This window comes from Proteus penneri (assembly GCF_022369495.1).
Lineage (GTDB): Bacteria > Pseudomonadota > Gammaproteobacteria > Enterobacterales > Enterobacteriaceae > Proteus > Proteus penneri.
In genome coordinates, this window is record NZ_CP059690.1 from 3,262,924 (window position 1) to 3,284,464 (window position 21,541).

20 protein-coding genes are annotated in these 21,541 nt (G+C 39.3%); 13 read left to right on the plus strand and 7 right to left on the minus strand.

The features are described 5' to 3' along the window. Nucleotides 1-48: 48 nt before the first annotated feature. The 5 genes from hemN to H1225_RS14690 form a co-directional block, all read right to left on the minus strand. Nucleotides 49-1,422 (minus strand): oxygen-independent coproporphyrinogen III oxidase, encoded by a 1,374-nt coding sequence (gene hemN, locus H1225_RS14670; protein ID WP_072064865.1) that lies wholly within the window; start codon nt 1,420-1,422, stop codon nt 49-51. Nucleotides 1,423-2,272: 850 nt separating this feature from the next. Then, nucleotides 2,273-2,929: a DUF799 domain-containing protein gene (locus H1225_RS14675; RefSeq protein ID WP_006534578.1), complete on the minus strand. Its 657-nt coding sequence runs from the start codon at nt 2,927-2,929 to the stop codon at nt 2,273-2,275. Next, complete coding sequence (locus H1225_RS14680) at nt 2,926-3,279, minus strand: DUF4810 domain-containing protein (RefSeq protein WP_072064868.1); 354 nt, start codon at nt 3,277-3,279, stop codon at nt 2,926-2,928. The genes H1225_RS14675 and H1225_RS14680 overlap by 4 nt, the downstream gene beginning before the upstream one ends. A 23-nt stretch (nt 3,280-3,302) precedes the next feature. Then, a complete protein-coding gene (locus tag H1225_RS14685; protein WP_006534576.1) occupies nt 3,303-3,977 on the minus strand; it encodes a CsgG/HfaB family protein in 675 nt (224 codons plus the stop codon). 485 nt (nt 3,978-4,462) lie between these two features. Continuing rightward, nucleotides 4,463-6,802, minus strand: a complete 2,340-nt coding sequence (locus tag H1225_RS14690) for a Tex family protein (RefSeq protein WP_006534575.1) — start codon at nt 6,800-6,802, stop codon at nt 4,463-4,465. Nucleotides 6,803-6,984: 182 nt separating this feature from the next. Here H1225_RS14690 and greB point away from each other — a divergent pair, with 182 nt between their 5' ends. The 12 genes from greB to H1225_RS14750 all read left to right on the plus strand — a co-directional run bounded on the left by greB (nt 6,985) and on the right by H1225_RS14750 (nt 18,652). Then, complete coding sequence (gene greB, locus H1225_RS14695) at nt 6,985-7,464, plus strand: transcription elongation factor GreB (protein ID WP_006534574.1); 480 nt, start codon at nt 6,985-6,987, stop codon at nt 7,462-7,464. Nucleotides 7,465-7,613: 149 nt separating this feature from the next. Continuing rightward, nucleotides 7,614-8,336, plus strand: a complete 723-nt coding sequence (gene ompR / locus H1225_RS14700) for an osmolarity response regulator transcription factor OmpR (protein WP_006534573.1) — start codon at nt 7,614-7,616, stop codon at nt 8,334-8,336. Beyond that, on the plus strand, nt 8,333-9,673 hold the full coding sequence (gene envZ, locus H1225_RS14705; protein WP_115065680.1) for a two-component system sensor histidine kinase EnvZ: 1,341 nt from the start codon (nt 8,333-8,335) through the stop codon (nt 9,671-9,673). The genes ompR and envZ overlap by 4 nt, the downstream gene beginning before the upstream one ends. A 204-nt stretch (nt 9,674-9,877) precedes the next feature. Beyond that, complete coding sequence (gene pstS, locus H1225_RS14710) at nt 9,878-10,918, plus strand: phosphate ABC transporter substrate-binding protein PstS (RefSeq protein ID WP_006534569.1); 1,041 nt, start codon at nt 9,878-9,880, stop codon at nt 10,916-10,918. A 76-nt stretch (nt 10,919-10,994) separates the two neighbouring features. Continuing rightward, nucleotides 10,995-11,954, plus strand: coding sequence for a phosphate ABC transporter permease PstC (pstC, locus tag H1225_RS14715; RefSeq protein ID WP_006534568.1), 960 nt, complete (start codon nt 10,995-10,997; stop codon nt 11,952-11,954). 1 nt (nt 11,955) lies between these two features. Further along, a complete protein-coding gene (pstA, locus tag H1225_RS14720) occupies nt 11,956-12,858 on the plus strand; it encodes a phosphate ABC transporter permease PstA (protein WP_072064874.1) in 903 nt (300 codons plus the stop codon). A gap of 29 nt (nt 12,859-12,887) precedes the next feature. Then, the gene (pstB, locus tag H1225_RS14725) at nt 12,888-13,664 is read left to right on the plus strand and encodes a phosphate ABC transporter ATP-binding protein PstB (protein WP_006534565.1); all 777 of its coding nucleotides are present in this window, start codon (nt 12,888-12,890) and stop codon (nt 13,662-13,664) included. A gap of 14 nt (nt 13,665-13,678) precedes the next feature. Further along, nucleotides 13,679-14,413, plus strand: coding sequence for a phosphate signaling complex protein PhoU (phoU, locus tag H1225_RS14730; protein WP_239739211.1), 735 nt, complete (start codon nt 13,679-13,681; stop codon nt 14,411-14,413). 214 nt (nt 14,414-14,627) lie between these two features. Continuing rightward, nucleotides 14,628-15,467, plus strand: a complete 840-nt coding sequence (locus H1225_RS14735; RefSeq protein ID WP_072064877.1) for an ABC transporter substrate-binding protein — start codon at nt 14,628-14,630, stop codon at nt 15,465-15,467. A gap of 106 nt (nt 15,468-15,573) precedes the next feature. Then, nucleotides 15,574-16,311, plus strand: coding sequence for an amino acid ABC transporter permease (locus tag H1225_RS14740; protein WP_109848006.1), 738 nt, complete (start codon nt 15,574-15,576; stop codon nt 16,309-16,311). Between the two features lies 1 nt (nt 16,312). Beyond that, the gene (locus H1225_RS14745) at nt 16,313-17,065 is read left to right on the plus strand and encodes an amino acid ABC transporter permease (protein WP_109399121.1); all 753 of its coding nucleotides are present in this window, start codon (nt 16,313-16,315) and stop codon (nt 17,063-17,065) included. A gap of 228 nt (nt 17,066-17,293) precedes the next feature. Then, nucleotides 17,294-18,652 (plus strand): NCS2 family permease, encoded by a 1,359-nt coding sequence (locus tag H1225_RS14750; RefSeq protein ID WP_072064880.1) that lies wholly within the window; start codon nt 17,294-17,296, stop codon nt 18,650-18,652. Nucleotides 18,653-18,730: 78 nt separating this feature from the next. Here the strand turns inward: H1225_RS14750 and H1225_RS14755 are convergent, their stop codons facing one another. Further along, the gene (locus tag H1225_RS14755) at nt 18,731-19,279 is read right to left on the minus strand and encodes a GNAT family N-acetyltransferase (protein ID WP_006534555.1); all 549 of its coding nucleotides are present in this window, start codon (nt 19,277-19,279) and stop codon (nt 18,731-18,733) included. Between the two features lie 2 nt (nt 19,280-19,281). Continuing rightward, a complete protein-coding gene (locus H1225_RS14760) occupies nt 19,282-20,754 on the minus strand; it encodes a glycosyltransferase family 39 protein (protein ID WP_161670860.1) in 1,473 nt (490 codons plus the stop codon). A 188-nt stretch (nt 20,755-20,942) separates the two neighbouring features. Here H1225_RS14760 and yihI point away from each other — a divergent pair, with 188 nt between their 5' ends. Then, the gene (gene yihI, locus H1225_RS14765; protein WP_072064892.1) at nt 20,943-21,440 is read left to right on the plus strand and encodes a Der GTPase-activating protein YihI; all 498 of its coding nucleotides are present in this window, start codon (nt 20,943-20,945) and stop codon (nt 21,438-21,440) included. Nucleotides 21,441-21,541 lie beyond the last annotated feature (101 nt).

Below are 21,541 nucleotides of genomic sequence, written 5' to 3' on the forward strand. Positions count from 1 at the left end.
CGCCTACCTGCAACTCAAATGATTTAGAATATATACCCTCTTTTGTATTTAAATTACACGAGAGAATTGACGTTGGCGCATTTGATTTCGTAAATAGGTATCAAAACACATGCAGATATTACGAATAAGCAAACGTCCTCTTGGTGTCACTTGAATGCCGTCAACTGTTATTTCAACTAAACCGTCATCTTTCATTGGCACAAGTAATTCTAAATCTTCTTTAAAATAGTCATGGAAAACAATATCGTGCATTTTTTCAATATCAGAAAAATGCAGATTAAAATTACAAATTAAGGTTTTAATTACATCACGGCGAATACAATCATCATGAGTCAGTGATAAACCTCGCCATAGTGCATTACCTTCACTATTTACGCGCGCATAATACTCTTTCAATACCTTCTCATTTTGCGCATAGTTATCCCCTAACATACTAATTGCAGAAACACCCATACCTAATAAATCACACTCTTCATGAGTGGTATAACCTTGGAAATTACGATGTAAAATACCTTTGCGCTGAGCCACGGCTAATTCATCATCAGGCTTTGCAAAATGATCCATCCCAATAAATTGATAGCCATTTGTCGTTAGCGTAGAAATGGTTTCTTGTAATATTTCTAATTTTTCTTCCGCTAAAGGGAGGTCTTCATCTTTAATTTTACGTTGAGCTGCAAATAAATTAGGCAAATGAGCATAATTAAATACACTTAATCTATCTGGTGATAATTCAATGACTCGTTTTAATGTAAAGGCAAAACTCTCTTTGGTTTGCTTAGGTAAGCCATAAATTAAATCAATACTGGTGGAGTGAAAACCCACTTCACGCGCACGCTCTACTAATGCAAAAATAAACGCTTCATCTTGCTCACGATTGACTTTTTGTTGTACTTCTTTATTGAAATCTTGCACGCCCATACTCAGACGGTTAAAGCCTTCATTACGCAAATGATCGATAACATCTAATTCAATCTCACGCGGGTCAATTTCAATAGAAAGCTCTGCATTATCGACAAAATCAAAATGCTGACGTAATAACGAAACCAATCGACTAATTTGTTGCTTATCTAGAAAAGTCGGTGTCCCCCCACCCCAATGCATTTGAGTCACTTTTCGGTCTTTAAAATAGCGTGCTCGATTAATAATTTCTTTTTCTAAAACATCAAGATACTCATCTGCTTTATGTTTATGGCGCGTAATAATTTTATTGCATCCACAGAAATAACACAGCTTATGGCAGAAAGGAATATGGATATAAAGTGATAAAGGGCGCTCAGGATAACGTTGAGTCGCTTTGATAAAATCAGCATCGCCATATTGCTGATTAAACTCTAATGCTGTTGGGTATGATGTATAGCGAGGACCTGAATAGTTATACTTATGGATCAGGTCAAGATCCCAAATAATTGTTTGTTCTGACATGCCTCTACCTTCCAAAAGTGAACCGCTGATATTTCATACCAGCAAACAGACATTATGAATATCTGGAAGATATAGTGTAACCAATAAATCAGAAACTGAATATGATCGAAAGAGGTATCGCATAAATCTCTATCTTCTTATTGATAGACGATAACTCTCAAATATACGGCGTGATGTAAATCACATTATATAAAAATAGTCTTATCCATTAAAGATATTCATGAATAAATTAAGTTTATTCAATATGTTAGTCGTTTAAATTTATTGTGGAATATCAGAAGAAAACTTTTACACCGAGTTTAAAGCGATATATTACTCAAAATACGATTTAAATTAATTAAATATCTCGTTATATTGGTTTTATTATTCTTTTATTCCCTCTTAATTCGATGATTATAATAATAGTAACATTTATACCTTTACCTAAATTATAATATTACATATCCTAGAGACAAACATTGATTAATATCCAAATCAGTCGTGTTTTGATTTAAATTTGAGAGTCATTTAAAGAATAGAGGTCGCTATATTACAAGGAAAGATAGCATCCCCCATACCTTATCTTATTCTAATTGACCATTCTCTTATTTTATCAGTCTCTTTTATACCCGAATTATGGATTATTAACTATGGAAGGAAATGGACTAGCAACCAAGGATGGTTTATCTTTTCAATAACAGCACTTCTTTTTTATTTCCTCTCTATCTCATACTTATCAGATCGTAAGTATAAGCAGTATTACCTAACATTAAATAAGAATAATTATTATCTGTAAATAAAATAAGGCTCTGCTTATTTTAAACTAATTAAACAGAACCTTTCATTATGATGCTTATTTTAATGCATTTACTTATTCTGCATCTTTACCATAATTAGGTGAGCGAGGGCCGTATAAAATACCATTTACTTTACCGGCTGAAAGTAACCGCACACTGGTTATTCCTGCAATTTGGTAACTCTTATCAGAAACGGTATTAACAATTTGATTCACAACAGCTGAAACCAACATCCCGACTAAACTACCTGATGAACCTTCTGTTTCTGTACTTGATGCCGTTGCAGAGCTGCTCCACAACACGCCACCATTACGAAGATCAACAAGCTTAGCAGTCACGGTCACTCTCGTATCACTGGAAATAACTTGATATGACGTTCCAAACTCGGTGATATCTAAGTATAAAACAGCATCTGCCCCAAAGATTTCACGTAATTTATTAGGACTTACCGCGTGAATATCCCCAGCCATGGATAAACCATTTTGCTTAAATGTCTCTTCAACGACAGCAACAGGGAAAACATAATATCCTGCTTCTGCCAAAGGGTATGTCACTTGAGATAAGAAACTGTGCCCTGCTTCAACTTCCGTTGTGTGGTTTTGCGGCACTAAGACTAAAATACTTTTTGGTTTACTCTGTTTAAATGCAGTGTAATCTGTTTTAACTGGCTGGGCGCAACCCGTTAATACCAACGTAAAAGCCAAGCAAACTAAAGTGAATAAGCGACTCATTTTTGCATTCCTTTATTTTTCATCAGGCGATCCATAAATTCTGCTGATTCAGGGTAAAGTGCTTTTTCCTCATTAAATTCAGCCATCGCTAAATCTAATGCACCTGTCGCACCATATAACATGCCTAAATGCGCATGTAATCCTGGTGGAATACCTAATGATTTAGCACGAGAAAGTTCGATGCTTTTCTTTAATGCATCAATCTGTGCTTGAGGGTCACTTTCACTTTGTTGATAGTGTTGATAAACCACTTGTTGATAACTGTCCCAGTTATAAAGTGGTTTAGGGCCACTTGCACAGCCCGTCAGTAATAATGCCCCAAAAGCAAGGCTTACTAATGATTTAGACATCGTTATATCCTTATAAAGACATATTATTTTGAAGGCTGCCAAGCATTGCTCTCAATACCTGCAACTAAGTTATTAACCGCTTCACGAATTGCTAAATCTAGCACTTTACCGTTAAGTGTTGAGTCATAGCTTGCTGTTCCACCAAATCCAATGATTTCACGGTTAGAAAGCTCGTATTCACCCGCACCTTGAGATGAGAACACCACTTCTGATGTGTTTACATTCACAACGTTTAAATTGACTTTTGCGTAAGCAACTTGGGTTTTACCGCGGCCTAAAATACCAAATAATTGGCGATCACCGACTTCTTTACGGCCAAATTCAGTGACATCACCTGTAATAACATAGGTTGCACCTTTTAATTGCTGGCTTTGGCCTTTAATACCCGCTTCTTCTTTTAATTCAGATAAATTAGCTCTATCTAATACATTAAAACGCCCAGTCTGTTGTAAGTGCGTCATTAAAATGGTTTTGGATTGATTACCTAATCTATCAACACCATCAGAGAATATTCCATTCATATAACTAGAACGGTTATCAAACTTACCAATTGAAATAGCGCTCTTAGTGCCTGTATAAGTTGTGTGATAGGTTGCGACTTTAGCAACCTCTAAAGAGCGTGAAGATTCTGATGCACAGCCTGCTAGTAATGAAGCAGAAATCATGATCAAACCAAACGATAATTTATTTAAATTCATATTAATAACCTAATAAAGGTGAAATAAACCTATAGATATTCATTCTATTAATTAAGATAGAGTTGATATAAACAGAAACAATGGTTCCCAGTTCTAGCTCATAGACGTTCACTTAAAAACCTTAATAATAATAAGGTTATAAGGCGATCAACTCATATTTATAATATAAAGGTAATCAGCGATAGGGAGAATAGAAGATGAATGATAAAAATAATAACAAATAAATATAGAGATAAAACAGAGAATGCTTTGTTTATTATTTTTTTAATATCACTTAAGTCAGTTCAATATTAAAGCTATAAAAAATGGAAGAGAATTTATATTACCTTACTATTTAATTAATTCTTATAAGTATCTTTATCAAAAGAAAACATCTAAATAATGTGTAATAAAAAAGGCGATATAACCTATATTAGTTATATCGCACTTATTATTCTCGTTCTTTTTACCAACTACCAACTAATAGGGTAGCAATAAATGCGCTATTAGCGTTTTTTTCCAAATGCTGCGGCTAAAGCATCACCCATTGCACTATTTCCTGCATTATTACCATTACTCATTGGCTGACGGTTATTACGAGCTGTTTTTTGCCCTTTGTTATTTCTAACAGAATTCGTGTTATTTGATGATGACTGTTTTTTATCACTATCACCCGCGACTTCATCTAAACGCATAGTCAGTGCAATGCGCTTGCGAGCTAAATCCACCTCAAGAACTTTAACTTTAACAATATCACCCGTTTTTACCACAGTATGTGGATCTTCAATAAATCGATCTGCTAAAGAAGAGATATGAACCAAGCCATCTTGGTGTACACCGATATCAACGAATGCGCCGAAGTTCGTCACGTTAGTCACAGTTCCTTCAAGGATCATACCACTGACTAAGTCATTCATTGTTTCGACACCTTCAGCAAACGTTGCCGTTTTAAACTCTGGGCGAGGGTCGCGCCCTGGTTTTGCTAACTCTTTTAAGATGTCATTAATCGTTGGTAGACCAAATTGCTCCGTGATAAATGCTCTTGCATCAACCTGTGAGATCAAAGCGCTATTTCCCATTAAATCGTCAATCTTTTGCTGCGTAGATTGCAAGATATTTTCCACAACAGGATACGCTTCAGGGTGAACTGTTGAGGCGTCAAGTGGGTTTTTGCCATCTCGAATACGCAAGAATCCTGCGCATTGCTCAAAGGCTTTTGGCCCTAAACGCGCCACTTTGAGTAACTGTTTTCTATCAACAAAACGACCGTTTTCATCGCGCCAGCTAATAATATTTTGAGCAATAGATTGGCTAAGTCCTGCAACACGCGTTAATAATGGTACTGATGCTGTATTTAAATCCACACCAACACTATTCACACAGTCTTCCACGACAGTATCCAGTTTTCTGGCTAATAATGTTTGGCTAACATCATGCTGATATTGACCAACACCAATTGATTTAGGATCAATTTTTACCAGTTCAGCCAACGGATCTTGTAAACGGCGAGCGATAGATACCGCACCACGAATAGAAACATCTAAATCAGGAAACTCGTTAGCAGCAAGCTCTGATGCGGAATATACGGACGCTCCTGCCTCACTCACAATTACCTTTTGTGCTTTGACATCTGGGTAACGTTTTACAGTTTCAGCAAAAAAGCGTTCGGTTTCACGAGAAGCAGTACCATTGCCAATTGCCACCAGTTCAACATTATGCTTAATACATAACGCCGCAACACTGGCTGCCGCTTTATCCGCTTGGCCTGTATGTGGATAAATCGTATCTGTGGCGATTAATTTACCAGTGCTATCAACAACCGCAACTTTAACACCGGTACGTAAACCAGGATCAAGCCCCATTGTGGCACGCATGCCGGCAGGAGCAGCCATCAATAGATCATTAAGGTTACGAGCAAAAACATTAATCGCTTCTTCTTCCGCTTTTTCTCGTAATTGGCTCATCAGTTCTGTTTCAATATGCATTAAAACTTTTATGCGCCAAGTCCAACTTACAACCGCTTTACGCCAGCTATCTGCGGGTTGATTATTTAAACGTAACCCTAAATGTTCCGTAATCAGTTGTTCACCGTAGCTCTCTTTGGGTGCTTCTTCAAATTGTGGATCTGGATTAAGTGATAATTGAAGAATACCTTCATTTCGACCACGAAACATTGCTAATGCGCGGTGAGAAGGAACATTAGCAATAGGTTCATGATGATCAAAATAATCACTAAACTTCGCCCCTTCTGCTTCTTTACCCTCAATCACTTTGGCAACAAGGTGTGCATTTTTCCATAGATATTGACGGACTTTCGCTAATAATCCAGCATCTTCTGAAAAGCGCTCCATTAAAATATAACGCGCACCATCTAAAGCGGCTTTCGTATCATTCACGCCTTTTTCTGCGTCGATATAAGCGGTTGCCACTTCTTCTGGATTATTTTGTGGTTCATTCCACAGTAAATCCGCTAAGGGTTCTAATCCATTTTCAATCGCAATCTGCCCACGAGTACGGCGCTTAGGCTTATAAGGAAGATAGAGATCTTCAAGCTCTGTTTTACTTTGAGTGTCATTAATTGAAGAACGTAACTCAGGCGTTAATTTTCCTTGTTCTTCAATTGATTTTAAAATTGTTTGGCGGCGATCGTTGAGTTCCCGTAGATAACTAAGGCGAGTTTCTAATTGACGTAATTGCGTATCATCTAGTCCGCCGGTGACCTCTTTACGATAACGGGCAACAAATGGCACCGTATTCCCTTCATCCAGTAACGTTATAGCCGAAAGGACTTGCTGGGGCTTAACTGAGAGCTCATCTGCAATAATTCGGCTTAATGATTCATTCATAAAATATTTACCTACCGAGAGGAATAGTTAAAAAAAGATGGTTATTATACACGCAGAGCACTAAAAAAATTGGGCAAATTTCCTATCTATCTCGACAATTATGAGGAAATTAACAGATTATTTTAACATTCACGTTATAGTATCTTTATGAAATTCAATGTTGATGATAGTTTTTATTTGTAATGGCAAAAAGTAACTATATTACTCGTGATGGCTGGTATGCCTTAGACAAAGAGCTAAAATATCTTTGGAAAGAAGAACGCCCCCGTGTCACACAATCGGTTTCAGAAGCCGCGGCACAAGGTGACCGTTCAGAAAATGCTGAATATATTTATGGAAAGAAGCGATTACGCGAAATTGATAGACGTGTTCGTTTTTTATCAAAACGTCTTGATGAGCTAAAAATCGTTGACCCCGATCCTCGCCAAGAAGGAAAAGTCTATTTTGGTGCTTGGGTTACGCTTGAAGATGATGACGAAAATGTCAAAACCTTTAGACTTGTGGGTCCCGATGAATTTGACCCAGCAAAGCAGTGGATTTCTATTGATTCCCCTGTTGCCAGAGCGCTTATTGGTAAGCAAGTTGATGATGAAATTAGTGTGCAAACACCAGGTGGTGAAGTTAATTACTGCGTATTATCTATCAAGTATCATTCAGAATAAGGCAAATAAATAGATTTATTCTCTTTATCCTCACCAAAGAACAAGTTTTATCTATAAATTATTAATATTTATTCTTTGTTTTTGGTTTAATATTCTTATCGATGATAGAATTCGCTAATAGAAGCATTTGCACTTCGGGAGCTTAAAAAATGCAAGAAAGTTATAAAGTGCTAATCGTAGATGATGATTTACGTCTACGTTCACTACTCGAGCGTTATTTGACAGAGCAGGGTTTTCAAATCCGTACTGCTGCAAACGCTGATCAAATGGATCGTCTGCTCACACGTGAATCTATCCACCTTATTGTGCTCGATTTAATGCTTCCAGGTGAAGATGGCTTATCTATTTGCCGTCGCTTAAGAAGCCAAAATAACCCTATTCCTATTATTATGGTTACTGCAAAAGGGGAAGAGGTTGATAGAATTGTAGGGCTTGAAATTGGCGCTGATGATTACATATCAAAACCTTTCAACCCAAGAGAATTACTCGCACGTATTCGCGCCGTTCTTCGTCGCCAAGCGAACGAACTGCCCGGTGCACCATCACAAGATAATGCCATTATCTCTTTTGGTAAATTCAAGCTAAACCTTGGTACACGTGAAATGTTCCACGAAGAAGAGCATATGCCTCTGACAAGTGGTGAATTTGCTGTATTGAAAGTGTTGGTATCACACCCTCGTGAACCGCTTTCTCGTGATAAGTTAATGAGCCTTGCTCGTGGTCGCGAATACAGTGCAATGGAGCGCTCAATTGACGTGCAAATTTCTCGTTTACGCCGCATGATTGAAGAAGATCCAACACATCCTCGCTATATTCAAACGGTTTGGGGTCTTGGTTACGTCTTTGTTCCTGATGGAACCAACGTTCAATGAGAAGGCTGAGGCTTTCCCCTCACAATAAACTGACACGCTCGTTATTTCTGGTTATCTCGCTGCTTTTTTTTAGCTTGATAGCCAGCTATATCCTTGTGCAGCATCTTATTGTTGGGCCAAGCCTTCAGCAATTTAATAAAGTATTAGCGTATGAAATACGCACATTAGTACCTGAAGAACTGATCCTAGTTGACGGCACTCCGCTAAAAATATCCCCGGCTTTACGCAATAAAATCTATAACGAATTAGGCATTTCTTTCTTTGATAAAGAAGCTGCACTTAAGGAAGGGCTCTATTGGGCAAAAATAGACGATGAATTAAGTGAACAGATGACTGAATATCTTGAGGGGAAAACTGAAATTTGGATCGAGAATACGCTGGAATATCCTGTTTTATGGGTCAATACACATATTTCCCCTTCTCTTTGGATCCGTGTACCACTAACTGAATTAGGGCAAAACTTCTTACTGCCTGTTTATCGACAAGCGATTATTTTTATTATTATCGTTGTCGCTTTTTTCTGGCTTTATAGTCGTTTTCAAAATCGCCCACTCAATGAAGTAGAGTATGCTGCGCGCCGGATTGGAAAAGGCGTCATTCCTCCTCCTATTCCTGAATCTGGCTCTTCAGAAATGCGTTCAATCATTCGCGCCTTTAACCAGATGTCATCAGGAATTCGCTCATTAGACAATGATAGAACACTTGTTATGGCAGGTGTTAGTCATGATTTGCGTACACCACTGACTCGTATTCGTTTAGCAACTGAAATGATGAGTCCCGAAGATAGTTACCTCGCAGACTCTATTAATAAAGATATCGAAGATTGTGATGCTATTATTGGGCAATTTTTAGACTATATGCGCACGGGTAAAGAGATATCTTTAGAACTGTGTGATATGAATAATCTATTACAAGAAGTCATTTCAGCTGAATCTAATTCAGGAAAAATCAGTGAAGAACATCTTTATCCAGAACCCATTAATATCACAGCTAATCCTATCGCTGTAAAACGAGCACTTGCCAATATGGTTGTCAATGCCACCCGCTATGGCAATGGCTGGATAAGCGTTTCAAGTGGAAAAAATGAAGAATATGCATGGTTTCAAGTCGAAGATGATGGCCCTGGTATTCCACAAGAGGATAGACAACGTCTTTTCCAGCCTTTTGTTCAAGGTGAACAAGCGCGTAGCTCAACGGGGGCGGGTTTAGGATTATCCATTATTCGCCGTATCATGGATGCTCACGGTGGTTATGTTGAGCTTGATGATAGTGTTAAAGGTGGATTATTAATTCGAGCTAACTTTCCATTAAAAGAGCGAGAAGACGAAGACGATTAGGCACATCTTAATCTATCTCTTTTTATCTTTCTCACTTCCTTTTTTTCTTTCTCCCCTATAAATATTTCATCATTTTTATGCTTTGTCATAAAACTGTCACAATTAAGACATTTAATTGTCATCTAACTGACCTATTGTCTGTGCGTACCGTAACCGAAGTTGATAGATGTCGAAAATTATTCTACCTATCCCACAGGAGGGATTATGAAACTGATGCGTACCACCCTGACTAGTGTCATTGCCGCTGCGTTTTCAATGACCGCTCTTTCTGCACAGGCAACGACCTCGCTGACTGGTGCTGGCGCAACGTTCCCTGCCCCAGTTTATGCTAAATGGGCAGATTCCTATCAGAAAGAAACGGGTAACAAAATTAACTACCAAGGCATTGGCTCCTCTGGTGGTGTTAAACAAATCATTGCTAATACCGTTGATTTTGGTGCTTCTGATGCGCCATTAGCAGACGATAAATTACAAGCTGACGGTTTATTCCAATTTCCTACTGTGATTGGTGGCGTTGTTATGGCAGTCAATATTCCTGGTATCAAATCAGGTGAACTGACCTTAGATGGCGACACTATCGGTAATATCTATCTAGGCAAGATCCAAAAATGGAACGACCCAGCCATTGCTAAACTCAATCCAGGCTTAAAATTACCAGACCAAAATATTGCGGTTATTCGTCGTGCTGATGGTTCAGGCACCTCTTTCGTTTTCACTAGCTACTTATCAAAAGTAAATAGTGCATGGAAAGATGGCGTAGGTGCTGGCTCTACCGTTAAATGGCCAACAGGCTTAGGTGGAAAAGGAAATGATGGTATCGCTGCATTCGTTCAACGTGTACCGGGTTCAATTGGTTATGTTGAATATGCTTACGCGAAACAAAACAATCTTGCTTATACTAAATTAGTCACCGCTGACGGCGAAGTCATCGCGCCTACAGCAGACAGTTTCAGTGCGGCAGCAAGAAAAATCGATTGGAGCAAAAGCTTTGCACAAGATCTGACTAACCAAAAAGGTGAAAATGCATGGCCGATTACTTCAACCACCTTTATCCTTGTGCATCAAACACAAAAAGATGCTGTGAAAGGTAAAGAAGTACTGAATTTCTTCAACTGGGCTTATGAGAAAGGTAATCAGGAAGCGAAAAATCTTGATTATGCCGTCTTACCAACCGAAGTTGTAGAACAAATCCGCACAGCGTGGAAAACAAGTATTAAAGACAGTAATGGTAAACCGATTTACTAATAAAACGGCAACCATTAAGAAATTAGTTAACGTTCACCCCCTGTAAAACAGGGGGTAATAAATTAAAAGAGGCTTTATGGCCGAGCACACAACGGTAATAAAGGCCCCTAGTAAACGAGGGGACGTTATTTTCAGCGCACTAGTCCGTCTAGCTGCGTTGATTACGCTTTTGCTTTTAACAGGTATCATTGTTTCACTGATTTTTGCCTCATGGCCAAGTATTCAGCAGTTTGGCCTTTCATTCTTATGGACAAAAGAATGGGATCCACCGGCACAGGAATTTGGTGCATTAGTGCCAATCTACGGTACCATTGTGACCTCAGTCATCGCACTGATTATTGCTGTTCCTGTCAGTTTTGGTATCGCCCTTTTCCTCACTGAATTAGCGCCTAATTGGCTAAAACGTCCATTAGGTATTGCGATTGAGTTACTCGCGGCTATCCCAAGTATTGTTTATGGTATGTGGGGGCTATTTGTCTTCGCACCACTGTTTGCCACCTATTTCCAAGAGCCTGTCGGTAATGTGCTTTCATCCATTCCTATTGTGGGTGAGCTTTTCTCAGGCCCTGCTTTTGGTATTGGTATCTTAGCTGCAGGTGTTATCCTCGCTATCATGATCATTCCTTATATCGCTTCTGTGATGCGTGATGTGTTTGAACAGACACCTGTCATGATGAAGGAATCAGCCTACGGTATTGGTTGTACAACATGGGAAGTGATTTGGAATATCGTTCTACCTTATACCCGTAACGGTGTTATCGGTGGCGTTATGTTGGGATTAGGCCGTGCCTTAGGTGAAACCATGGCGGTGACCTTTATCATCGGTAATACCTACCAATTAGACTCTATCTCACTGTTTATGCCAGGTAACAGTATCACGTCTGCATTAGCGAACGAATTTGCTGAAGCAGAAACGGGATTACACACTGCTGCATTAATGGAATTAGGGCTTATCTTGTTTGTCATCACCTTTATCGTTCTCGCGATTTCTAAGTTTATGACATTACGTTTATCAAAAAATGAAGGGGCGCGCTGATATGTCTAAAACATCCTCTTCTTCATTACGAGTTCAAACAGAAAACGAACTGCGTGTACGCCATAAACGCCAACTTTGGCGTCGTCAAAAAAACCGTATCGCGCTGTTTTTATCTATCTCGACTATGGCATTTGGTCTTTTCTGGTTAACGTGGATTTTATTCTCTACGTTCACCAAAGGCTTTGATGGCATGTCAATCGCGCTTTTTACTGAAATGACTCCACCACCGAATACTGATGGTGGTGGATTGGCGAACGCCATTGCTGGTAGTGGCTTACTGATTTTGTGGGCGACGGTTATTGGAACACCGTTAGGTATTCTTGCAGGGATTTATCTGGCTGAATATGGTCGTCGTTCATGGCTTGCTGAAACTACACGTTTTATTAACGATATTTTGCTGTCAGCGCCATCAATCGTCGTCGGACTCTTTGTCTACACCATTGTGGTTGCACAGATGCAGCACTTTTCAGGATGGGCTGGGATTATCGCATTAGCGTTACTGCAAATTCCTATCGTGATACGTACCACTGAAAATATGTTGAAGTTAGTCCCTGATAGCTTACGCGAAGCCGCTTACGCATTAGGAACACCAAAGTGGAAAATGATCTCTAAAATCACCTTAAAAGCCTCGGTATCAGGCATTATCACGGGTGTGTTATTAGCGATTGCACGTATTGCAGGTGAAACAGCACCACTGTTATTTACTTCACTATCAAATCAATTCTGGAGCACAGACTTAAACGAACCGATAGCTAACTTACCTGTGACTATCTTTAAGTTCGCCATGAGTCCTTTTGCACAATGGCAAGAGCTTGCTTGGGCTGGCGTATTACTTATCACCCTCTGTGTTCTATTTATCAATATTATTGCGCGCGTGCTGTTTGCTAAACGCAAGCACGGTTAACGCAGAAAGTTAAGCAAGAGAGACGTTGAATGATTATGGCTAATGATAACGCAGGAAATAAAATTCAAGTTCGTGATTTGAACTTCTACTACGGTAAATTCCATGCGCTGAAAAATATCTCTTTAGATATTGCCAAAAATAAGGTGACTGCATTTATCGGCCCTTCTGGCTGTGGTAAATCAACCTTACTGCGTACTTTTAATAAGATGTATGAGCTTTATGGCGAACAACGTGCAGAAGGCGAGATTCTGCTAGATGGCAACAATATCCTGACAGATAAGCAAGATATCGCGCTATTGCGTGCCAAAGTCGGTATGGTGTTCCAAAAACCAACACCTTTCCCGATGTCAATTTATGACAACATCGCTTTTGGTGTACGCTTATTCGAAAAGTTATCTCGCGCTGATATGGACGAACGTGTTCAGTGGGCTTTGACTAAAGCCGCATTATGGAACGAAACCAAAGATAAATTACATCAAAGTGGATATAGTTTATCTGGTGGTCAACAACAGCGTTTATGTATTGCACGCGGTATCGCTATTCGTCCTGAAGTGTTATTACTCGATGAGCCTTGTTCAGCACTTGACCCAATCTCAACAGGTCGTATTGAAGAACTTATCAGCGAACTCAAATCAGAATATACCGTGGTTATCGTGACACATAACATGCAACAAGCAGCACGTTGTTCTGATTACACTGCATTTATGTATTTAGGTGAGTTAATTGAATTTAGCGATACGGATACGTTATTTACGCGTCCTGCGAAAAAACAAACTGAAGATTACATCACTGGGCGTTATGGCTGATAACGAGGCAATCAATGGATAATTTAAATCACAACAAGCATATTTCTGGTCAATTTAATGCTGAGTTAGAGCATATCCGTACCGAGCTGATGGTTATGGGTGGGCTTGTTGAAGAACAACTGAAAAAAGCCGTTATGGCAATGCATAATCAAGACCAAGCATTGGCAAATGAAGTTATTGAAGGTGACCATAACGTCAATATGATGGAAGTCGCCATTGATGATGCGTGTATGCGAATTATTGCTAAACGCCAGCCAACCGCGAGTGACTTACGTTTAATTATGGCGATATCAAAAACGATCGCTGAGCTAGAACGTATCGGTGATGTTGCTGAAAAAATCTGTAAAACGGCGCTTGAAAAGTTTTCACACCAGCATCAACCTCTGCTTGTGAGTTTAGAATCTTTAGGTCAACACGCCATACAAATGCTTCATGATGTTCTTAATGCGTTTGCGCGCATGGATTTAGATGAAGCGGTACGCATCTATCGTGAAGACGCTAAAATTGATAACGAATATGAGGGGATTGTCCGTCAATTAATGACTTACATGATGGAAGACCCTCGCACTATTCCAAGTGTGTTAACCGCACTCTTTTGTGCACGCTCAATTGAACGCATCGGCGACCGTTGCCAGAACATTTGTGAGTTCATTTTCTATTACGTAAAAGGTCATGATTTCCGCCATTTAGGGGGCGACCAAGTAGAAAAAATGCTCACCAAAAGTGACGACAGCAGCACCTCTAAATAAATTTATCTCTCTTTTTCTTTTCTTCAAAACAGCGACGCTGATGTCGCTGTTTTTTTATTTTCTTATCAATTAATCCCCTTCTAGCTCAACACGTTTTTTTATCTTATTCCTTAAAAGCATATACATATCAATTTTTATTATTTTATGAACTTAGATCAACTTGATAGCGTGATATCCAACATAACGATGATAATTCTTTTCTTTGGGGTGAATAATGAAACTACGTGTTTTGGCAACCGCATTAATTGCAGGCTCTGTGCTTTTCTCTGGTCTTGCAAAAGCAGATAAACTCGATGATATAAAAAAAGCAGGTGTAGTACGTATCGCGATTTTTGATAGCAATCCTCCTTTTGGCTTCATTGATCCTCAAACCAAAAAACTGGCAGGTTATGATGCGGATATCGCCAATGAGATCGCCAACGATTTAGGTGTAAAACTGGAACTTCGCCCAACAAACCCAGCAAACCGTATCCCACTTTTAAGTTCTAAGAAAGTTGATTTAATCGCGGCCAACTTCACCATTACCGATGAACGCGCTAAGCAGGTTGACTTCTCTATTCCTTACTTTGCAACCGGACAAAAATTTATTGCACGTAAAGGGGTTTTAACTAACCCAGAACAAATTCATTCACTGCGCATTGGTGCAGATAAAGGTACTGTTCAAGAAATCACGTTACGTGAACGCTATCCTGACACCAAAGTTATCTCTTATGACGATACACCACTGGCTTTCGCCGCATTACGTAATGGTAACGTACAAGCCATCACACAAGACGATGCAAAATTAGTGGGTTTATTAGCCAATCTTCCTGATGCCATTAAAGCAGATTTTGAAATTTCACCGTTTAGCATCACCCGTGAATACCAAGCAGTTGCAGCAGCTAAAGGTGAAGAACGTTTAATTAATGAAATCAATAACACACTATTAAGATTGGAAAAAGAAGGCAAAGCAGAAGAGATCTATAACCGCTGGTTTGGCCCTGAAACCAAATCAGCTCAACCTCGCGGTGATTTTAAATTTGCCCCACTATCAGAGCAAACACCACAATCTTGATCTTTAAAGCGTAATAACTTTCTTCTTTCATCAAAATAAAGTTATTCCTTTACTAAAACACCTACCCCGCTTTTGCGGGGTTTGGTGTCTACAATAGGCCTATTATATGTTTGAGCAATTTCTATCACATTACCTTCTTGAGCCACACTATTTAAGCTGGCTCTGGAACGGTTTTCTAATCACTTTGCTTATCTCTTTTTGGACTATTGTCATCGCAACATTAATGAGCTTCGCCCTTAGTGCTGCAAGAGATAGCACGTTTGCGCCATTACGCTGGTTAGCCACTGCTTATACTTCACTATTTCGAAATACTCCACTGTTAGTACAGTTGTTCTTTTGGTATTTCGCCTCAGGAGAATTTCTGCCACAAAGCGCCATGATGTGGTTAAACACACCTCATGAGATTGTATTCTTAGGTGTAACACTTTCTTGGCCTTCTTTTGAGTTTTTGGCTGGCATTGTGGGGCTGACATTTTACTCAACGCCATTTATTGCCGAAGAGCTGAGAGCGGGCATTCAAGGTGTTAAACAAGGGCAAAAATATGCCGCTTTAGCACTAGGCTTAACACCGTGGCAATCTATGCGTTATGTGATTTTACCTCAAGCGTTTCGTATTGCTCTGCCTCCTTTGTTGGGTCAATACATGAATGTGATAAAAAATTCATCACTGACTATGGCTATTGGTGTTGCAGAGCTTTCTTACGCATCAAGACAAGTCGAAACAGAATCACTACGTACCTTTGAAGCCTTTGGTGTCGCAACCATTCTTTATATTGCGGCGATAGCCTTGATGGAGGCTTGGGGACAATGGCATCAGCAACGTAAATTAGCACAAGGATATTAAAATGGATTTTACTGTTATTGCTGATAACTGGCAGTACTTACTCTTTGGTGCTTATCCTGATGGGCCTTTAGAAGGTGCAGCGCTGACCATCTTTATCAGTATCATTGCGGGTATTGCATCTATTATTTTAGGTACATTAGGTGGCATTGCCCTAGCTATGCTCAGAGGCATCTGGGTTAACCTTTTCGCGGCTTTTTTAGGTTTTTTCCGCGCTATTCCCGTCATTATGTTGATATTTTGGGTCTATTTTTTATTGCCCGTTGTATTAGGGATGGAAATACCTGAAATCACCACCGTAATTTGTGCATTGGCGTTAATTACATCGTCTTATATTGCACATGGCGTCAAAGCTGGCATTTTAGCAATAGGAAAAGGGCAATGGCAGGCTGGATTATCTTTAGGCTTTAATCGCTGGCAAGTGTTGTGGCATATCGTATTGCCACAAGCATTACGCATGATGGTGCCTTCATTTATTAATCAGTGGATAGCCTTAATCAAAGATACTTCATTAGCTTATGTCGTCGGTGTCGGTGAGCTTTCGTTCTTAGCGACACAAGTCAATAACCGCAGTATGGTTTACCCAATGGAAGTCTTTCTGTTTGTTGCTTTTATCTATTTTGTGCTCTGTTTTTCATTGGAAATTATTGCCAATAGAGTGGCTAAATTATTTTCCACACAAAAAGAAAAGCGCCCTTTTTGGCAAAGGGTGTTGCCGTTTAGAAAAAAATATTTCACCGAAAAAGAAAAGGCATAGAAAAGGATTTAAATGTATGACTGATCTCGCTATAGAAATTGCATCATGTCGATACCATTATTAGACTTATTAGCCTCCTTACATTTATCCAGTTTAACCCTTAAAGGATCTCAACGTTTTTTAAGCTTTAGATTTTCCCTCTACGCAATCGATTACTTTTTTAGGTGCAGTTATGGTTTTATTTGTGTAGGATAAAGCGAAAAACATTTTTTTTGGGATCTTTTGTCTATGAGCATGTCATCACCAAACTCTGGTTCACAGGGTTTGCTCCAACGTGTGTTTAAGCTACAAGAACACGGTACAAACGCTCGCACTGAACTAATTGCGGGTATCACGACTTTCTTAACGATGGTTTATATTATCTTCGTTAACCCTCAAATTCTCGCCGCTGCCAATATGGATATCAAAGCCGTCTTCGTAACGACCTGCTTAATTGCGGCTTTCGGCAGTATTTTAATGGGATTAGTGGCAAATTTACCTATCGCCGTTGCCCCCGCTATGGGTCTAAACGCCTTCTTTGCTTTTGTGGTTGTTGGTGCAATGGGCTACTCATGGGAAGTTGCTATGGGAGCGATTTTCTGGGGTGCCGTAGGTCTGTTTTTACTCACGCTCTTTCGTATTCGTTATTGGATAATTGCCCATATTCCACTGAGTTTACGTGTGGGTATTACGAGCGGTATCGGCCTTTTTATCGCCATGATGGGCTTAAAAAACTCCGGTATTATTATTCCTAATAACGACACTATCGTGACTATCGGTAATTTTGCTTCTCATAACGTATTACTAGGTGCATTAGGCTTTTTTATTATCGCTATTCTTGCTGCTCGTAATATTCATGCCGCAATTCTTATCTCAATTGTTATCACCACTATCATTGGTCTTTTCTTAGGGGATGTTCAATATCAAGGTATCTTTGCTATGCCACCTTCTATCACTACCGTGGTAGGTAAGGTGGATATTGTTGGCGCGTTAGATATCGGCCTTTCTGGTGTGATTTTTGCCTTTATGTTAGTTAACCTATTTGACTCTTCAGGCACATTAATTGGTGTGACAGATAAAGCGGGATTAACCGATGACAAAGGCAAATTTCCACGGATGAAACAAGCATTATATGTCGATAGCTTAAGCTCTGTTGCAGGCTCTGCAATGGGAACATCGTCTGTCACTGCTTTTATCGAAAGTACTTCGGGTGTTTCTGTCGGCGGTCGTACAGGTTTAACGGCGGTCGTTGTCGGTGTTCTTTTCTTACTCGCGATCTTCTTATCACCACTCGCAGGCATGGTACCAAGCTATGCGACGGCAGGCGCACTGATTTATGTGGGTGTATTAATGACATCCAGCCTTACGCGCGTGAAATGGGATGATTTAACAGAATCTGTTCCAGCCTTTATCACTGCTGTCATGATGCCATTTAGCTTCTCAATTACTGAAGGTATTGCTCTTGGTTTTATTGCCTATTGTGTGATGAAAGTGGGTACTTTCCGCTGGAAAGAAATTAATCTATGTGTTGTGATTGTTTCACTGCTATTTATTTTAAAAATATTACTAATTGATACTCACGTGATTGATTTAAATAATTTATTTTAACATTTAATAAATTAAGATCATGATGATACAGACAAAACGGCACCAATAACGTGCCGTTTTTTATAAGAAAAGAGGTGATTATGCAACGTTCGTGGGCAACAACAAACCAAAGATAATCGAATCAGAAACCTCATCACCGACTATCCAACGCTGTTTAAGATACCCTTCCTGTTCAAAACCTAATTTCGCTAATAAAGCAGCTGAAGCTTTATTATCAGGGTGAATATCGGCCTCTAAACGACGAACAGATAAATGCGTTTGGAGATACGTGATAAACGCAGCCATAGCTTCTTTCATCACCCCCCTGCCTTGATAAGCCGTATCAAGGCAATATCCGATTTCGCCACGTCGTGAATTAGGGTAATGATTAAAGAAAACACACATCCCCATCAGTGTATTAGTTGCTTTATCTATCACCGCTAAACGCAGATACTCTTTTCTTTCCATATGGGTGATATCTTGAATGATATCTTCTTGCGCTTCTTGCAGAGATTGCCAAGGAAGATGACTCCAGTAGCGCGTCACTTCAGGTGAGCTCATGATCTTAAACCAATCTTCCGCATCCCCCATTTCAAAAGGGCGCAATCTTAATCTTTCTGTTTCAACCTGAATATCGGCGTAACGCATCTCTACTTTTCCTTATGTGTTTTTGGCGCCACAAATGCAATACAAACTGGCTCGGCAATGGCATCAGGTTCAGCACGAAACATTATCTCTTGAGTATCCGCTATTTTTAAGCTCGGCCAGTGCTTTAATCCTTCATCAAAATGTGCTTTTTCACAGTAATAGCCGACTGCACTCACTAAGACGACACCTTTTTCTTCTAATTGTTGAAGTGTTATATATCGATTATAAATATTAGGTGGTTGAACATTTTCTTCTAACACCCAAGGCTGTGAAGATAATGGTCTATCTTTACCATAAAAAGTCACCCATTCATGCATATACTCACCACCAACATATGCAAGTGGCGTGTGATAATGCTGATGCCATGCTTGTTCAACCTCTTGCACAAAGGTTTTTACACCAATAAATTTTTGACCTGCATTACGCACATTAGCAGCTTGAACGACGGTATAGCCAGAAACAACCAACATGCCAAACACACCTAAACCGTACAATACACCACGCAATGAACGCTTAGGCATGACACTGATTGAACCCACAAAAAGCGCAGTTGCAACTGACATAAAGGGCTGTAACCATTCCGTGATACGTCCACCTTCATGAAAACTAAACCAGACAAAAATAATTACCAATGGGAATAGCAATACAAAATTCAACAATTGGCTATCTTTAGATGCAGACCAACTTACTCGGCCACCATAAAGACGTAATATTACCCACATCAAGATAATGGGATAAAAAACCGTCAGTACAGCACGCGTTGTACGCAAATTAAAACGGTTTTCTATTTGTGAATCGACCCACTTAAAAGCGGCAAAGTCGGTTTGCCATAACCAAATAAAATTAGGGATAACAAAAGCAAACCAAATAACCAACGCTATATAGAAATAGGGAGAACAATAACTTGCTCGAACTTTAGGTACAAAAAGGCTTGATAAAAACACAGAACCCATAAAAGCTAACGATGAATATTTCCCCATTGTGGCGATACCCATCGTAATCGCAAAACCAATCCAATATTTTTGATTGTCATTAATAGCACAAAGGAAAAAATAGAACGCCCATGCCCAACAACCCACTAGAATATAATTATCGTTATACGGGATAATATCAAAGTTGATAACGCCAGATAAATTAAGCGACAACATAGCAAACCAAGCTAGATTAGTATTTTGTGTCAACTTATAGGCTAAGTTCCAAACACCTAATAGCCCAATGGCAATGACAATAAAGTGGATAAAATACCAATAAAAGCTAAAATCGATACCGCCATAAATAGCCGGTGTCATTATAAAACCAACAAACCAAGGATTTTTTGGAGATCCCCACCCTCCATTAGTGCCCCAATTAACAGCCTCAACAGCATCATAAGGCACGGTAGGGTCAAAGAGATAACTCACTAAGATCCAGAGCGTCGCATAACCAATAACCCACCAATATACTGGTTTACGTAATTGTGCAGATAATAATGTCATAATAAATAAAAATTTAAGTTAATTAATTTAGTTTGGTCGTTGATTGACGTCACAACACAGTAAAGTATAGTGAAACGAACCGCACATTGTACGTGAGCAAAAATTAAATTGTCTTAAATTTGCGCTTTTATTGAAAATTTGTTTCTGATAGATTGCGCAACCAAGAAGATCACTATCGAGTTACCATTATGAATATGATTAAAAGAAAACCCGCAGCTAAAACACGTAAGAAATCTCGTGAAGAGCTGAACGCGGAAGGACGTGAACGTAAACGTCAAAAAAAACACCGCGGCAATCCTGCCGGTAACCGTCAGCAGGAAGCGGAAAATAAACAGCAAACGAAAAATACAGCGCCGAAAGATCCCCGTATTGGTAGCAAAAAACCGATCCCTCTGATTGTGGGTGATACACCAAAAGTGGCGAAGAAAAAACCGGCACCCGTTAAAGAAGAGCCCGTTCGTTTAACATCTGAGCAAGAATTAGACCTGTTAGAAAACGATGCTCGTTTAGATGAATTACTGTCTCGTCTTGAAAACGGTGAAAAACTCAACGCAGAAGAACAGGCTTATACTGAGAAAACCCTTGATCGTATTGACGAATTAATGGTTGAACTGGGTATTGAGTTTGAAGATGATGACGATGAAGAGAAAACAGAAGACATCATGCAATTGCTGAAAGGTAAATAATCAAAAGATTAATTATTTTCCTTGATTAGCTGACATCTAACGGATATTAATAACTTATTGATATCCGTTATTTTTTATAACGTTTTCTCTGTTTTACTTTT

Excerpts from the sequence above, each read along its gene's own strand:
- hemN (WP_072064865.1), bottom strand. The coding sequence starts at position 1,422 with ATGTCAGAACAAACAATTATTTGGGATCTTGACCTGATCCATAAGTAT.
- H1225_RS14675 (WP_006534578.1), bottom strand. The coding sequence starts at position 2,929 with ATGAGTCGCTTATTCACTTTAGTTTGCTTGGCTTTTACGTTGGTATTA.
- H1225_RS14680 (WP_072064868.1), bottom strand. The coding sequence starts at position 3,279 with ATGTCTAAATCATTAGTAAGCCTTGCTTTTGGGGCATTATTACTGACG.
- H1225_RS14685 (WP_006534576.1), bottom strand. The coding sequence starts at position 3,977 with ATGAATTTAAATAAATTATCGTTTGGTTTGATCATGATTTCTGCTTCA.
- H1225_RS14690 (WP_006534575.1), bottom strand. The coding sequence starts at position 6,802 with ATGAATGAATCATTAAGCCGAATTATTGCAGATGAGCTCTCAGTTAAG.
- greB (WP_006534574.1), top strand. The coding sequence starts at position 6,985 with ATGGCAAAAAGTAACTATATTACTCGTGATGGCTGGTATGCCTTAGAC.
- ompR (WP_006534573.1), top strand. The coding sequence starts at position 7,614 with ATGCAAGAAAGTTATAAAGTGCTAATCGTAGATGATGATTTACGTCTA.
- envZ (WP_115065680.1), top strand. The coding sequence starts at position 8,333 with ATGAGAAGGCTGAGGCTTTCCCCTCACAATAAACTGACACGCTCGTTA.
- pstS (WP_006534569.1), top strand. The coding sequence starts at position 9,878 with ATGAAACTGATGCGTACCACCCTGACTAGTGTCATTGCCGCTGCGTTT.
- pstC (WP_006534568.1), top strand. The coding sequence starts at position 10,995 with ATGGCCGAGCACACAACGGTAATAAAGGCCCCTAGTAAACGAGGGGAC.
- pstA (WP_072064874.1), top strand. The coding sequence starts at position 11,956 with ATGTCTAAAACATCCTCTTCTTCATTACGAGTTCAAACAGAAAACGAA.
- pstB (WP_006534565.1), top strand. The coding sequence starts at position 12,888 with ATGATTATGGCTAATGATAACGCAGGAAATAAAATTCAAGTTCGTGAT.
- phoU (WP_239739211.1), top strand. The coding sequence starts at position 13,679 with ATGGATAATTTAAATCACAACAAGCATATTTCTGGTCAATTTAATGCT.
- H1225_RS14735 (WP_072064877.1), top strand. The coding sequence starts at position 14,628 with ATGAAACTACGTGTTTTGGCAACCGCATTAATTGCAGGCTCTGTGCTT.
- H1225_RS14740 (WP_109848006.1), top strand. The coding sequence starts at position 15,574 with ATGTTTGAGCAATTTCTATCACATTACCTTCTTGAGCCACACTATTTA.
- H1225_RS14745 (WP_109399121.1), top strand. The coding sequence starts at position 16,313 with ATGGATTTTACTGTTATTGCTGATAACTGGCAGTACTTACTCTTTGGT.
- H1225_RS14750 (WP_072064880.1), top strand. The coding sequence starts at position 17,294 with ATGAGCATGTCATCACCAAACTCTGGTTCACAGGGTTTGCTCCAACGT.
- H1225_RS14755 (WP_006534555.1), bottom strand. The coding sequence starts at position 19,279 with ATGCGTTACGCCGATATTCAGGTTGAAACAGAAAGATTAAGATTGCGC.
- H1225_RS14760 (WP_161670860.1), bottom strand. The coding sequence starts at position 20,754 with ATGACATTATTATCTGCACAATTACGTAAACCAGTATATTGGTGGGTT.
- yihI (WP_072064892.1), top strand. The coding sequence starts at position 20,943 with ATGAATATGATTAAAAGAAAACCCGCAGCTAAAACACGTAAGAAATCT.